Annotated in this window: 10 protein-coding genes; all 10 read left to right on the plus strand. The window is 39.8% G+C overall.

The window, feature by feature from the left end; genetic code table 11:
- Positions 1 to 6: 6 nt before the first annotated feature.
- The 10 genes from MHI01_RS26440 to MHI01_RS26485 all read left to right on the plus strand — a co-directional run bounded on the left by MHI01_RS26440 (position 7) and on the right by MHI01_RS26485 (position 16,126).
- Positions 7 to 2,127 (plus strand): HAD-IIIC family phosphatase, encoded by a 2,121-nt coding sequence (locus tag MHI01_RS26440; protein WP_340984489.1) that lies wholly within the window; start codon positions 7 to 9, stop codon positions 2,125 to 2,127.
- Positions 2,120 to 3,337: an ACP S-malonyltransferase gene (locus tag MHI01_RS26445; protein WP_340984490.1), complete on the plus strand. Its 1,218-nt coding sequence runs from the start codon at positions 2,120 to 2,122 to the stop codon at positions 3,335 to 3,337. The genes MHI01_RS26440 and MHI01_RS26445 overlap by 8 nt, the downstream gene beginning before the upstream one ends.
- Positions 3,338 to 3,366: 29 nt before the next feature.
- Complete coding sequence (locus MHI01_RS26450; protein ID WP_340984491.1) at positions 3,367 to 6,840, plus strand: condensation domain-containing protein; 3,474 nt, start codon at positions 3,367 to 3,369, stop codon at positions 6,838 to 6,840.
- Between the two features lie 110 nt (positions 6,841 to 6,950).
- Positions 6,951 to 8,816, plus strand: a complete 1,866-nt coding sequence (asnB, locus tag MHI01_RS26455; protein WP_340984493.1) for an asparagine synthase (glutamine-hydrolyzing) — start codon at positions 6,951 to 6,953, stop codon at positions 8,814 to 8,816.
- Between the two features lie 9 nt (positions 8,817 to 8,825).
- Positions 8,826 to 10,685: a non-ribosomal peptide synthetase gene (locus MHI01_RS26460; protein ID WP_340984494.1), complete on the plus strand. Its 1,860-nt coding sequence runs from the start codon at positions 8,826 to 8,828 to the stop codon at positions 10,683 to 10,685.
- Positions 10,657 to 11,646, plus strand: a complete 990-nt coding sequence (locus MHI01_RS26465) for a C39 family peptidase (RefSeq protein ID WP_339283870.1) — start codon at positions 10,657 to 10,659, stop codon at positions 11,644 to 11,646. The genes MHI01_RS26460 and MHI01_RS26465 overlap by 29 nt, the downstream gene beginning before the upstream one ends.
- Positions 11,636 to 12,376, plus strand: coding sequence for a thioesterase II family protein (locus tag MHI01_RS26470; RefSeq protein ID WP_339283868.1), 741 nt, complete (start codon positions 11,636 to 11,638; stop codon positions 12,374 to 12,376). Before MHI01_RS26465 ends, MHI01_RS26470 begins: the two co-directional genes overlap by 11 nt.
- 2 nt (positions 12,377 to 12,378) lie before the next feature.
- Positions 12,379 to 12,633 carry an acyl carrier protein gene (locus MHI01_RS26475; RefSeq protein ID WP_127550003.1) on the plus strand — a complete coding sequence of 85 codons (255 nt, stop codon included), beginning with the start codon at positions 12,379 to 12,381 and terminating at the stop codon, positions 12,631 to 12,633.
- A 10-nt stretch (positions 12,634 to 12,643) separates the two neighbouring features.
- Positions 12,644 to 14,392 carry an ABC transporter ATP-binding protein gene (locus MHI01_RS26480; protein WP_282320543.1) on the plus strand — a complete coding sequence of 583 codons (1,749 nt, stop codon included), beginning with the start codon at positions 12,644 to 12,646 and terminating at the stop codon, positions 14,390 to 14,392.
- A 12-nt stretch (positions 14,393 to 14,404) separates the two neighbouring features.
- Complete coding sequence (locus tag MHI01_RS26485) at positions 14,405 to 16,126, plus strand: ABC transporter ATP-binding protein (protein ID WP_340984495.1); 1,722 nt, start codon at positions 14,405 to 14,407, stop codon at positions 16,124 to 16,126.
- The last annotated feature ends 310 nt before the right edge of the window (positions 16,127 to 16,436 follow it).

The following is a 16,436-nucleotide window of genomic DNA, read 5'->3' on the forward strand; positions in this document are numbered from 1 at the left end:
GTTATATTGACAATTGCAGAAGAGAACACTCGTAAATTAGTGATTACATCGACTTTTGAATCGGACCCTATTGTGCCGCATATGGAATGGTGGGCAGAAAGAATGTTACCTTTCAAACTGAACGTTACGCTCCATAAGCAGCGGATGTTACCTGATTTGTTATACCCTAGAAGTCAGTTCATGAACTCATTCGATTATCGCGTTGTTTTTAATAGATTTGAGGATTGGATTCGTGACGATGACCACATGATGGAACCACAAAAATGTGAAAAGTTAGAGTATGCCTTTAAAGAAACATTAAATGCTATTGAGAGTGCCTCCCAAAAGGAGGCGCTCATCGTAGCCATCTTCCCTATATCCACCGAAGCAGGTTTAAGTAACACGCTATTTAGCTATATTACAGAGTTGAACCAACGATGGAGAAATGCTCTAAGTGGCATTTCCGGTGTTCACCTTGTGGATTTTGAACGCAGCCAAAAATTGTATGTCATTGAGAATCCGTTCGATTATGTCAAGGATAATCTGGCGCAGATGCCATTCTCCCAGTCGTTTGATGCAGTAATGGGGGCTTATCTCATAAGACAATTGCACGCTTTGAATAATCAGAAATTCAAAGTCATTGTGCTGGATTGTGATAATACCTTATGGGAAGGTATATGTGGTGAAAACCAGACAAATGTAGGAATAGATAAGCCGTTCCAATCACTTCAGCAGACCATGATTTCCAAAATGGAAGAAGGTATGCTCTTGTGCATAGCCAGCAAAAATAACGAATCAGATGTGTGGAATGTGTTCGAAAACCATAAGGATATGTTACTGCAAAAAAAACATTTCGTAAGTTGGAGGATTAACTGGAAGAGCAAGGCAGAAAATATTCGCGAGATTGCCCAAGAGTTGAACCTAGGAATGGACAGCATCATTTTCATAGATGATAGTCCACATGAGTGTTTAGAAGTTATGAATCAACTGCCTGAAGTTTTGACTCTAAAACTGCCAAAAGATAAAATGCAAATTCCTGCATTTTTATCCCATGTATGGGCATTAGACAAGTTGTTAATTACAAATGAAGACCGAAAACGCACCCAAATGCAGCTGACCAATGCACAGCGGAAAACATTGGAAACAAAGTCGCCGGAAGATTATATGAATGAACTGGGTCTCCAATTGTATATGGATGTGGCCGACTCTAGTATGATTCCAAGACTGGCACAATTGACTCAACGAACCAATCAATTCAACTCAACCATTATCCGAAGGTCGGAAAAGGAAATGTATGGATTGATGCAAGATCGGAATTATGTCTGTTGGGCGATTGAAGTTACAGACCGTTTTGGATCATACGGCCTTACGGGGTTAATCATTACGAAAATGATGCAAGAAGCATTGATTATTGATACCTTTTTGCTGAGTTGCCGAGTCCTTGGAAGAGGTGTTGAGGTTGCAGTATTCTCTTTGTTGAAAAAGTTTTGCTTGGAACGGCAACTAACCAAAATTGAACTTGTATTGATTAACGGAGATAAAAATAAGGCCATCCAACAATTTATACGAGATAACGATTGGATGGAACATGAGGTAGTGCACGAAGGAGAGCGAGTGATTACGATACCTGTGTCACGTATACCCGATGAAGTAAGCCATATCGTTTGTGTATATGGACAAGGTCTGGACGACGAATACTTGGAGAATGAAGAGCCAGCAAAGGAAACTGAAAGCAAAAGCGAGTGTATCGAATCTGTGGGTGAGTGGGATATATTCATTAATAATGAGAAGGAACTAACTCATGCTGAACAATATATCCCGCTCCTACATAGTCAACCAGCTGAGTTGAAATTTTTGCCTATGGAATCCAGGAGAGTAGAGCACGTTCAACAAGAGGGACTTTCTGAACTTGAAAAAATTGTGGAAAATGCCATATACAACGTTTGGGGAGAAAACGCCGTTTCTTGGAATGACAGACTTAATCTGAATAGTGAGGAAGTTTGGCATAAGTTTGCATTCCTATCTGAAATCTATCAAAAATTCGGTGTTGTCTTGCCAGAAGAAAAATGGGAAGAGTTCATCACGCGAGGTGATATCATCGATTTCCTCAAATTGGAATTGAGAGGAATGAACCCGTATTATGCATAAAACAATGATTCTTTTTCCCGGTCAAGGAGCACAGTTTACCGGTATGGGGAGAGCCCTTTATGACCATTACCCCATTATAAAAAGGACATTTGATGAAGCAAGTGATATCTTGGATTTTTCAGTGTCTAATCTATGTTTTAGTGGAACGTCAGAACAATTAAAGAGAACAATAAATGCCCAAATTGCTATTTTTGTGTTAAGTGTCGCAGCATACCGTCAACTTCAGAACATGCATCAATTGGCTCCCGAAATTATGGGGGGCCATAGTTTAGGAGAGTATTCTGCACTTGCATCTTCTGGAGCCGCATCGTTCGAAGACTTACTTCGCGTTGTACATTATCGCGCGCAAGTCATGGAGGAAGTAGCCGACTCGGGGAACGGAGCCATGTTTGCCTTAGAGTACGAAGTAAAAGACTTGCAGCATATTGAACAGGAGTGCGCTGATTTACGTTTAAACGATATGCAGATTTGGATTGGGGCGTACAATTCGGATAATCAGATTGTGCTGACAGGTAAGAGAAGTGATCTTATGAGTGCAGAGACGAAATGGAAAGAGAGAGGTTATAAGGTAATTCCTCTTCAGGTTTCCGGTGCTTTTCACAGTCCGTTGATGCACGAGGCAGGAGAACTTCTTGGAAGGCGTTTAAGAACAGTAGAATGGAGCCCTCCACGATGCACAATTATCTCTAATGTAACGGGTCAAGCTTATACGGGCGCTGATTGTATCGTGGAAAACTTGGAAATGCAACTGACCAAACCTGTGTTATGGACAAAATCGATGGAAACGGCCATTAGGCATGGTGTTACACACCTAACGAGTATGCCGCCTAAAAATATTTTTCAGAAGATGCTTCAATATATCGAAGGTGTAAACGTACATGCACTATCGAGCGTGGATGATTTCGAAAATTATCAAAAGAATGATGAATCAGAGATTTATAATCATCTATTGTCTATTGCAGTTGGTACTCGGAATTACAATAAAGATGTAGCTGAATATGATCGGACAGTTGTGCGAGCATACAAAGAGTTAGAGGCCATAAAATACAGCTTTTCAAGTGCAACGGGAACTGCTGAAGATCGAATCCATCGAGCGGGTCTATTGTTCTTAACTATTCTTGAAAATAAGAAGATACCTTTGGAGAGTAAAACAACGATCCTCCATGCCCTCCATCGCAAATATAACTTGAGAATAGAAAGCCAGGGTTAAACATCGAGCAGAGGAGGAAGGTAGCCACGATGATCAAATTGACTGACCTTAATATAAAACCATCTAACGCCCCACTCAATGAAATGACCATTCAGAAAATGGATAATAAAGACATTGCTATTATTGGGATGGAAGGATATTTCCCAGGCGCGGATTCCTTAGATGAATTCTGGGCAAATCTTCGTGAAGGCAAAGATCTGATCGGTGAGTTGCCGGAATACAGAAAGAAAGATGTAGACGACTATTTAAAGTATAAGAACATCGAGAATCCCCAGTATGTAAAAGCTGGGTTTTTAAATCAAATTGATAAGTTCGATTATCCCTTTTTTGGACTATCGCCAGCTGAAGCAAAAGCAATGGACCCCAATCAAAGGTTGTTTCTGGAGGTAGCATGGAGAGCTATAGAAGATGCGGGGTATGGAGGAAGGAAGTTGAGAGGAAGCGAAACCGGAGTGTATCTCGGTTTTAGCGGCAACGCTGGAGGGCTATATCAAGATTTTGTGCAGGATATCGCTCCTGAATTAGAAAATGTCGCAGGTAGCCTGAATGCGATCATCGCCAGCCGAATTTCCTACGTGTTGGATTTGAAGGGACCGAGTATGGTAATTGATACCTCTTGTTCATCTTCACTAGTTGCAATTCATACTGCAGTTCGAGCGATAAGAAACGGGGATTGTACGGCCGCTATATGCGGCGGAGTGAATCTGAGTATTTTACCGACAGAAAGTCAAAGCCAGATCGGTATAGAATCCTCTACGTCCCGGGTTCGTGCTTTCGCGGAGGGGGCAGATGGAACCGTGAGTGGGGAAGGAGTAGCTGCCCTTATATTAAAGCCGTTACTTGCAGCTAAAAATGACGGTGACCATATCTATGCGGTTATCAAGGGAAGCGCAATAAACCAAGATGGCAGATCCGCTGGAATAACGACGCCTAATGTAACAGCGCAGGAAGAAGTGCTGATTAAAGCGTGGAAAGATGCTCGAATCGATCCGAGTACCCTATCTTATATTGAAACTCATGGGACAGGTACAAAGATCGGAGACCCTATTGAAGTTGAAGCTTTGACAAAAGCAATGAGAAGATTCACAGATCAAAAACAATTTTGCGCCATAGGATCTTTAAAATCTAATATTGGTCATTTGGATGGAACGGCCGGAATTGCAGGAGTCATTAAAAGTGTGTTGTCTTTGAAAAGGAGAGCGATTCCTTCTTCTCTACACTTTGATTCTCCTAATGAACTGATTGATTTTATTAATTCTCCCTTCTACGTGAATCGGGATTTCTCTTTATGGGAAGCAGGTTCCGGCATCCGGCGTTGTGGAATCAGTGCCTTTGGTATGAGTGGGACGAATTGTCATCTTGTCCTTGAAGAGTATGTGGAGAACGAACAAAAGAGTGCAATTATCGAAAAAACAAGTCAAACCTCGTTTGAGTTTTTAACTATTTCTGCTCACAATTACAGCACACTAGTTGAACTGATGAACGCCTATGCTTTGTTTTTGTCTTTAAATCCAGATGTTGACTTGAAAGCGCTATGTTATACAATTAATACGGGCAGGGGACAGTATGCGGAGCGAGTATTAATTATGTTCCATAATTATGAAGATCTTGTCCAGAGATTGGAGTCGATCCGCTTAAATCCGCAAAACAACGAGATAGAGCATGTGTACTATACTAATCCTGCGGCGGAAGCGCCGTTACTGTTTCATCCGTTAGCGTTATCGGACTCAGTAAGTACGCTCTTGCATAGCTACTTGCAAGGTGACCAGGTTCAGCTTGAAAGTCTGTATGAGAAACCGGTGCCTAAAATATCATTGCCTGTGTACCCATTTGAAAGAATTCGATGTTGGTTGGATGTAACAAACCAATCTCTTCTGAATAATTCTTCCAATGCAGGAGACGCCGATACCATTCAACAAAAGGTGATCCAAATTTGGAAAGAGGTCTTAGGATACAGCGAAATCAATGTAGACGCAAATTTTTACGATTTGGGTGGAGACTCTATATTTGCTTTGAAAATCATCAATAAATTAAGAGAACAACTTCATATAGATCTTGAAATTAGCCAATTATTAGTCAGTCCGACACTTTACGAGTTCGCAAGTTATATAGAATCACAATGGGACAAGAAACAGATGGTATCCCTCGACCATATTCATCGAACCCATAAAAAAGAAGAATTTATACCTCTTACGTATGCACAGAGAGGGATATACTACGCCCTTCAAAGAACAAAGATCAATACAAGCTACAATATGCCTGGCTCCCTGGACATTTATGGGACCTTGGATGTAGAGAGAGTGGAGCGCTCTCTTCAAGAACTGGTTCTTCGACACAGCCAACTACATGCATCGTTCCACTATATTAATGATATGGCTATGCAAAGGATCGAAAAACACGATTTGGTCATTGAATACTTACATTTGGAACCCCAATCGACCATGGAGTCATTATATAGAAATTTTGTACGTCCATTTGATATTACGAGCGATTTTTTGTTTCGGGTGGCTATAGTAAAATGTGCGGCGACACATCATTGCCTCTTTTTCGATGTACATCACCTTGTATCAGACGGTGTTTCTATGAATATTCTAATGGAGGATTTTGTTGATTTATATCATGGTCATCCGATTGAATCTAGCAGGTATACCTATGAGGATTATATAAACTGGCAGAAAGGTGAAGAAGGGAAACAGACGCTAAGGAAACAACAGCAGTTTTGGAGAGGACAATTCAAGGACGGAGTCCCTCTTCTTGATATGCCCACAGACTTTAGCCGTCCGAATGTAAGAAAGGGTACCGGGCAAGATTTACGAATGGATATACCCACCTCTTTAATTAGAAAAATTAAGGACATTGCCCATGAGGAGCAAACGACCTCGTATACTGTGTTGCTCTCAATATATGTATTGTTATTACACAAGTATGCAGGGCAAGAAGACTTGGTTGTAGGTACACCGACTTCGGGGCGATCCCGTAGTGAGTGGGATAGAATTGTTGGAATGTTCGTTAACACGCTAGCACTTCGCATGAAAATAAATAAAGAGAATACATTTAGGGTGTTTTTGCAATCTATTCGTAAAACAGTTCATGATGCACTCAATAATCAGAGTTACCCTTTTGAACTCTTGGTTGAAGAGATTGATTACTCTACTCCATTAAATCGAAACCCGCTATTCGATACGATGTTCATCATGCAAAACAATAAGTCTAGCATTGGAGATATCGAGGATTTATCTTTTATAAGCAAACCTTTTGTCAATGATACTGCTAAATTTGATTTCAAAATGGAAATCTATGAACAAGATGAGCAGATGGCGATTGTATTTGATTACAGCACAGAGTTATATCACGAAGCTACTGTGAAAGCATGGTTAGATGATTATATTTTCTTAATAAATCAAACATGCGGAAATATGGATCAACGCATTGTTGAGCTTGAGCTAACGGGAAGTGAGAAAAGTAAACAGACCATGATCAATTTTAATGACGATCTGACCTAGTGATGGGTCATAAGCATCTACATTGGATTAGAATTCACTTCTGATTGAATCGTTCTCATTGATGTGGAAGTCTCATCGAAGAAACTATGCAAGAATGTGTGGAGGGTCATATGTGCGGAATATGTGGAGTATATAACATGCGTTTTAAAGAACAAGTCATCGTTCCAGGTACGTTGGAACAAATGACGCAAGTTCTTCATCATCGGGGCCCTGACGATCATTCTAAATATATTGGGAATCGAGTTGCTTTTGGATTCACTCGCCTTAGTTTGATGGATTGGGAACATGGTCAGCAACCGTTCTCTAATGAAGACGGCACAGTTATTGCTATATGCAATGGTGAAATTTTTAACTATGAGAGCTTGAAAAGCTCCTTACAATCTGAGGGGCACGTTTTACACACAAAATGTGATATGGAAATCATTCCTCATCTATATGAAAAATATGGTATGAAGTTTATGCAATATATAAACGGGCAATTTGCTATTGCATTATATGATTCAGTTCGAGAAGAGATGTATTTGATTCGGGATCAGGCAGGAATATGCCCTGTGTTCTACACGGTGAATAACGATGACTTTATTTTTGGATCGGAGATCAAATCCATCCTCCATCATCCATCTGTGGAAAGAAAAGTAGACTTGGTTGCTTTAGATCAATTACTGACTTTTCCCAGTATTATAGCTCCCAGAACATTATTTCATGGAATTTCCAGCTTGGAAAGCGGACACTATTTACATATTACTGGTAACCGCATGGAGAAGGTTCAATATTGGGATCTCGTTTATCCCAAGTCGCACGAAATAGAAGATTCATTGTGCGAGGAGCAGGATTACATTGAAGAACTGGACCATATTTTTTCCGAGGCTGTTGGAACTCGGCTAACGGCTGACTTCCCGGTAGGACTTTATGTCAGTGGGGGGTTGGATTCTTCCATGATTGCTTTGAAAGCTTCTCAACTTTCACCATCGCCAAGGAAGTCGTTCTCCGTTACATTTGCTGATAAAAGTATGAATGAGTCTATCTATCAGAAGTTAGTTGTCGATGAGATTAAATCGGAACATTTCCAACACGAATTCGATATTCGTGATATCACTGAACATTTGAAAAGTGTGGTTTGGCATTCGGAAACAGCACTTAAGGAGAGTTATAATACAGCGTCCTATATGCTGTCCAAGCTGGTGAACCGTGAAGGTATTAAAGCGGTCTTAACCGGTGAAGGAGCAGATGAGCTTTTTGCAGGCTATGTAGGCTATCGGTTTGATCAATTTAACGCCAAAAAGGGGACTCACTCCATCGCTGAAGAGGAGGTTGCCATACGAGAAAGGTTATGGGGGGATGGCAGCTTTTTCTATGAACGGGACTATAGTCAACTGAGACAATTGAAGTTAAGGCTATATGGGGAGAAAATACTTCCTGACATTGAATCCATAGATTGTCTCCGGTATCCTGTAATCTCTAAAGAGAAGATTGCGGATATCCACTTGCTGCATAAACGTTCCTACATTGATTTCAAGTTGAGACTACCGGAACATCTATTGGCAGGTCATGGCGATCGCATGGCATATGCGCATTCGGTTGAAGCGCGTTACCCTTTTCTGGATTATAAGTTGATGGAATTTGTCTCCCGAAAATTGCCACCCCACTTAAAGCTTAAAGGGTTTAATGAAAAATATATTCTCAAAGAAATAGCACGAAGTATGGTTCCTAACGAGATTATCAAACGGCCGAAATTCGCTTTTGTCGCTCCCGGAAGTCCCGACTTAATTAGAGAGGCAGACGAGTATTTGATTAACCTCCTCTCTAAAGAGCGATTAAAGAAGCAAGGCTACTTCAATCCAGATTTTGTGCATGAATTGGTGGAGCAGTATAGTCGTAATGATTTCAAATTAAACCTCCCATACGAAAGTGACATACTTATCATTATAATTACTTTTTGTGTATTTTTAGATGTGTTTGATATGCCTGATTTATAAAAGAAATGGGTGATTGGATTGGATGACAAGGTTCGGAATACGATTCAGAACAGAATATCAGAAAGTTTCGCACAATATAAGGACTACTGTGCGGTGGAATATTTAAGTCGTCATATCACGTATTCAGAGTTATATAAGGACATGAATCGAATCACACAGTGGCTGCACGTGAACAATGTTGAGAAGGGCACATTTGTTGGTGTGTGCTTCCAGGATCGTTATATGGTAATTGCATCTATGCTTGGAATCTGGCAAGCCGGTTGTGTATTTGTGCCGCTTGATGCAGACTATCCTGACCAAAGATTGTTGTCGATGGCGGTCGCTTCCGATTTGAAATTGGTCATTACAGATTCTATGCCTGGACTTGTTTCACTAGAGCAAGCTGGTCTTAAGGTTCTAACGCTAGATCGAAAGCAATTGGACGATTTGTTATTTTCCGAACCAATGGAATCCGTTGAATATGATGAGGATGATGCAATATATATTTACTTCACATCGGGAACAAGCGGAACTCCCCATGCCATACTCGGTAGAAACAAAGGGCTCACTCATTATGTAGAGTGGGAAACTAGTGAATTCAAGTTATATAGAAAAAAGGTAAGTCAACTCACTTCTCCAGGTCATGATCCATTCCTTAGAGATATTTTAGTGCCCTTGTTATCAGGGGGGACAATCTGCATTCCCGAATCTAGGATGACTCTTCTGAACACCAATCAGTTAATGGATTGGCTAGAAAATAGAGGAGTTCAGTTAATTCATTGTACACCAAGTTTGTTTAAGAACATGACTTCTTTCAAGCCCAACAGAGAGCATTATAAGAGTTTGGAATATATCTTTTTGGCAGGAGAAGAGATCGTTCCGCAAAAGCTGAAATCTTGGTATGAGGCCATTGGAGATCGGGTACAGCTTATTAATCTGTATGGACCTACTGAAACGACGTTGGCTAAATTGTTTTATAGAATCAAACCCCAAGATGTGTATCGAGCTAGTATACCCATCGGTCAACCTATATCCGGAACTCGTGTCATTATATTGAATGATGATTTGCAGATGTGTCCAGTTGGAACAAAAGGTGAAATCATTATACGTACTCCGTATCGAAGTTTAGGGTATCTCCATGAGGAAGGTCTCAATCGCGAAAAATTTATACAGAATCCTTTTTCAGAGCGCGACAACGATTTGGTTTACAAAACTGGAGATATTGGAAGAGCATTACCCGACGGGAATATTGAGTTTTTAGGGCGAAAAGATAGACAGGTCAAAATTAGAGGACATCGGGTTGAATTAGCTGAGGTTGAGCGAGTGATCATGGCTTCCGGTCTTGTGAAAGACGTCGCTGTTATAGTGAAAGAAGCACCTTCCGAGGAGTTAGTTCTCATTGCTTACGTTATTCCGAATACGGAAATTAAAGCAAATGACGAACCTGTGTATCCATACGAAACCTATATCCGAAAAGTTGAGAACCATTTATTAGAACCAATGATTCCTTCGTACTTTATTGAGCTTTCTAAATTCCCTATTAACGCGAATGGAAAGATTGAGTATTCAGCTTTGCCTGAGCCTGAGATGGTTGAATATGTTTCGCCAGTCGGTCGCTTTGAACAAGAAATCTCCGAGATCTGGACGGAAATTTTGGGGGTTGAATTCATTGGAAGAGAGCATCACTTTTTACATTTAGGCGGGAACTCTATCAATATTATGAATATGATTGCTAAAGTATACGAAAAATACGAGGTGGATTTAACACTGGAAGTTATTTTTGAAAATTCTCGCCTCTCTGATATTGCTCGGTATGTAGAAGCGGAATATGTGGAAAGAAAAGAGGCGGGAGAGGAAGTACATGGCATTAAAAATCATTCAGGAGATTAAGCCGTTCAACCAATTTTTTTACAAAAGCTGTTTTTATAACGCCCTTTTCTCCGTGCTGGAATGGATGGATAGAAGCATCTATCCACATATTTCTAATGATATTATGTTTTATAGTCAAGACGAAGAAGTGCCTGGCATGCTGGATATGACATATTATCCTTTTCGAGATCCGGAATTAATATTTAAGGAAGAAAATTATGAAGTCTGCACAAGCCGGCGACAAGAAAATATTATAGAATACCTTGTCAGTTCAATACATCAGAATAAACCTGTTATTATATGGGTCGATTGTTTTTATGAAGATATTCGATTGGATATGTATCACAAGGAACATTGGGCCCACACGTTATTGATTGTGGGTTACAACGATGATACGAAGCAGTTTGCTATTATGGAACACTCCAACAAAGAATCCCTAAATTATGGATTGAAATGGATTTCTTATTCCAGTCTTAAAGAAAGCTACGATGCTTTTTTTCAACTGGATCATGCGGATGAGAATCTTATTTCCACGTATAGGTTTGAATCGAAGCAAGAGCCTTTTGTCTCTGATTGGATCGAAACATATGAGTACAACATATTTAAACATCGCGCTAAGTACACAGAGGGTATCAAACAACTGGAACAATATTCGGCTTGGTTTGGCGAAAAATGTCTAGAAGAAGGTGAGATACAGGCATATGCCGAGTCCATATTTCTAGGATTTAATCGCATTGTTGCAGCCAAACAAGTAGAGTGTGCGAGGTACTTTTATTTTGATAGTAAACCAGATCGGCTTCAGACAATAGGAGAAATATTGGACGCATGGAAGAATATCCGGGCAATTTGGGGCAAATTATATTTTTCCGATATGTACTCTCCTAATCAATTGATGGCTACCAAAGACATCTTAAACAGAATCATGGAAATGGAGAAGAGACTGATTAAAATTAATGGATGGGAGCACATCAATGAATACTGAAATGAAACCAGTATTATTTTGCATTCCTTATGCCGGTGGAAGCTCCTCTATTTATTATAAGTGGAAAAAGGAATTAGAGAGTACTATAAAGGTTATTCCGCTGGAAATGAGTGGTCACGGAAGCCGTCTAAACGAACCACTGTATTCCAATATTGATGAAGGTGCGCAAGATTTGTTAAGTCAATTAAAGAGAGGGGATATAGATACACCTTATATTATATTCGGCCATAGTTTGGGAGGAATGTTGGCTTACGAAGTTTCTAGAAAAATTCAAATAAATGGGGATCCTCCACCAACTCGCATCATTATATCAGGATGTTTACCACCAGGTAAATTCGGGACTTCCAGGCAAGAAAAAGTCAAGGATATGGACGACGATCAACTAATAGAAACACTAAGGGATTTGGGAGGCACTTCGGAAATGTTGCTTGAGGAACCAGAGCTCCTTCGTTTGTTTTTACCCATTATCCGCAATGATTTCCATATAGTTGACAATTATCAGCATATACCAACAGAACCTCTTAATATCCCATTGTCGGTGTATATTGGCGAGCGGGATGTACCTTGTGACCTGAAGTCGGTGATGGAATGGCAACATTTCACTACGCTTCCTTGCACGGATGTTAAGGTTTTTCGGGGTGGTCACTTCTTCATTCATGAAGATGAGCAGTCAGTTCTCCAGCAAATCTCAGTTGAAACAAGTAACTTATCATGTACAGGGAGTGAATAAATATGAAGAACATAGAGCAACGTTTTTTCAATGTGATCCAAAAAGAATTTCCGGAGGCAGATATTGAATTTTCCATGGATACTAACTTGATCGACGCAGGAGTAAATTCAATCAGTTTTATTAAGCTTGTAATTCTCATCGAAAATGAATTTGATATTCAATTCGAAGAAACCAAATTAGACTTAAGTTACTTTCCAACGATTAGAGAAATCTTAGAGTATATTGAACAACAATCCAAAAGTGAAGACACGAACTAGAGGAGCCGAGATGGGAAAGACAGCCGTGTATTCGACACGTAAAACTTTTGCCAGACTAATCAAACATTCTAAAGCCTATGTTTTTCATTATCTTTGTTTATTGCTTATCATCTCATGTTTAGCCTTTGTTAACATAGGATATCTTGAATCTATCCGTAGAATCATATCAGGTGCAACTACAAAATCTCTTGATAGCGTTTATATGGGTGCCATTTTGGCGATAGGTGCAACCATTTTACAAGTTTTTTTAGGTCTTTTACAGGGTAGAGTCATGATTCGAGTGAAGAATAAATCTGTAACCGATATGCAACATCGTGTCTTGAATCAATTGCACGGTAAACAGCATGAATCCTTAGAAGGCTATCATAGTAGCGATCTTGTGGGTAGATTACTTCATTCTGTCGATAAAGCTCAATCAGGTGTAAATGAAAAATTTCTGGTTTTTTTCCAAAATGGCTTGCAAGTAATTTTAAGCTTAGCCTATTTCAGTTGGCTTAACCTTCCACTGACGATTGGATTGATTGGCTTTACTTTACTCTACCCGATCATCACGTATCCCATTTCACGTGTTCTGCGAAAGAATTATGACCATCAGGGGGATGAGATTGCTCAAAGAGATGTAGTTTTGCAGGAAGCGGTTCAGGGAGTTGAAGAAGTTCGAACATATCAATTGCAAAACTATTTTCGATATGTACTAGAAGGCAGGTTAAACAAAGTTTTAAGGCGGACACTTAAAATTTCCTTGTACGAGAGATCTGTCGATTCTCTGAATCGATTTGCTACCTTTGGTGGTATGATTTTCACGTTGGGTTTCGGTGGGTATCAAGTCATTCAAGGGGAGTTACTTGCAGGGACATTAGCTACATTTGTAGTCACCAGCGGTCAACTTATCAATCCTCTATTGTCCATATCCAGTTTGTGGACTGAGATGATTCAATCTATAACACAAGCACAGCGAGTTTTCACCATTAGTGATCTGCCAGAGGAAAATAATAAAACTTTTACTGGAAATTCGAGCTCCGTTTCTCAAACTTCCCATTCTATTATGTTTAGTAACGTAGGTTATCGTTATTCGAACGGAAATAATGGGGTGAAGAATATATCTTTTCAAATAGAAGCAGGTCAGATGCTGGCCGTTGTCGGACCAAGTGGAGCAGGCAAATCGACTTTGATGAAGTTGATGTTACGACTGTATACTCCTTCAGAAGGAGTAATAAAAAGTGGTCAAGTGTCCATAACAGATATGGATCTTAACGAATGGAGATCTAGTCTGGGTTATGTCTCCCAGGATGCAATCGTTTTTAGTGGTTCTGTTAGAGAGAATATCTGCTTTGGACTAAGCGATATATCTATGACCGAAGTGGAGAATGCAGCGAAGCTTGCACATTTGCATGATCGAATATTAATGCTCCCTCAAGGTTATGAGACATGTATTGGAGAGCGAGGAGTTCAGCTATCCGGAGGAGAGGTTCAGCGGCTTGCACTTGCAAGGGTATATTTACGGAAATCACCTATCCTGTTATTGGATGAACCGACTTCCGCATTAGACCTCGAAAATGGAATAAAGTTCAGGGAATCACTGGATCGTTTAGTTCAAAGTTGTACAACGATTGTCATAGCTCATAATTTGGATACAATACGCTCTGCGAACAAAATTGTCTACATGAACGAAGGAACTATTGAAGAAATGGGGAGCCATGAAGAACTGATGAATAATAAAGGGAAGTATTATCAACTTATACAGAGCAAGGTTTTGTGAGGGGGAAGGCACTTGGAACTTCGTTTTAGCACACGACAGACTGTATCTCTTATATGGTCTTACACTAAGAAATACGGAATTTTGCTTGTGTTTCTTCCTTTTTTAATGTTAGTTGATGTCATTTTTGAATTAGGCGTTGCGAAAATCCAGGGATTATTTATCGACACGGCAACCACCAGTACTAAAGAGCACTTATTTTATCTTGTTCAAATTGTGGTCGCTTTATTAGTTGCAGGTATCCTGTTATTGGCTGTGCATCGTCATATTATTGTCAAAGTTTTGGGCAATGTCCATCGTGATTTAACGTTGAAGTTGTTTGCAGTACTAAATCATATGCCTTATGAAGAAATAAAGAAATATCATTCTGGCGAACTCACTTCACGCTTAAAAGAGGATATTGAACATGGTTCGCAAATTATTGAAGCTATAATTGAATTTATCACCGTGTTGTTGCTTATTATCTTATCTTTTGTTTACTTGATTCGGATTGATCTGGTATTGGCATTGTTGGGGGCAGTGGGTTCCCCGGTTCTTTTTCTGATTGGTCGTATATTTGATCGGAGGATTCGATATCAGGCTAGTCGTGTACAGGAAGATGAAACGAAGTTAAGAGAAACATCACAAGAATTTATTCAAGGTTTGCCAGTTATCAGAATGTATGGTGCCAAATCTCTTTACCTTAACCAATTTATGGAACAAAGGAGAACGCTTAACCATTCCCAAACAAAGCTTGCCATGTCCAACGCGATGAGCCGGATTTTTACGGAAAGTAGCTTTCAGCTTGTGTATGTAACCGCTCTGATCTTTATTGCTATTGCGGCTTCCAGAAATACGTTAACGCCAGGAAGCATAGTGACATTCAGCGTTCTATTTGAATTAGTGATATGGCCCGTGATCGGGTTGTCCGATCAGTATAGTCGTTTGCAAGAAGGAGTAGGAGCCTTTCAACGCATTAATAAGTTTTTAAATACAAAGAGTAGCACAGATGAGATCGAACCCGTTCATTCGAATGATAGGAAACCAATTCAGGAAGATACGATAATCTTCATGAGAGATGTCTCTTATCAACCTCAAAATAGTGAACAAACGATTCTAAGACATATCAATTTTGAATTGAAAAAAAGAGAGAAAGTTATTGTTATAGGAAGTAGCGGTTCGGGTAAATCGACATTTTCGAAAATATGCTCTGGACTTTACCAACCTACCAGTGGCGAATTCAGATCAGCAATTGATAAGTCCGTTTACGTTGGTCAATCCATATTCTTGTTCTCGGGTACAGTAGGAGAGAATATTAAATTAGCTATGGACGAAGCCACGGAACTGGATATTCGTTATGCAGCCTCCTTGGCGGGAGTAAACGAAGATATTGAACGGTTGCCTCTATCTTATGACACATCCTTAAGTGAGAAGGGAGACAATTTCTCCGGTGGGCAGAAACAGCGTTTAGGCTTGGCAAGGGCATTTATTCATCAGAATAGTCCATTGATAATTATGGACGAACCCACATCAGCATTGGATCAAGGGAAAGAACAAATCATAATAAATGCCTTGGAGAATTTCCTGCAAAATAAAGCTGCAATACTGATTACCCATCGTTTGAATCTAATTCCTTTGGCAGATCGCATTATCCTCATGGAAGATGGTCGAATTGCTGAGGATGGGACTCACGACGAACTAATGAAGTTAAATGGAAAATATCGAAAGCTCCAAGACATAAACAATACAGATGAATGATAGATTGTTAACTTCGAATGTGCATTGACTTAATGAATTTCTCCTAATCTTCTTGGCTGGTGGAATCGCAAGATTCGTTGATTTTCGATTCAGTTTGATGAGGATCGGGCTAAGAGGATGGGGGATGTTAGGGAGGCTTAGAACAACGAAATGTTGAGCAGACATAATAAAAGATTTTTATAATATGTAACCGTTTACATAAAATACTAATGTTCATCCATGATCTGTGAAGGGAGTGAAGCTTCATGTAAGTGGAATTCGAACAGATGGTCTATATTATGTCGTCTATACCACGCACTGGTCAGGTAAT

The sequence above is a fragment of the Paenibacillus sp. FSL M7-0656 genome (genome assembly GCF_038003225.1).
Taxonomy (GTDB): Bacteria; Bacillota; Bacilli; order Paenibacillales; family Paenibacillaceae; genus Paenibacillus; species Paenibacillus amylolyticus.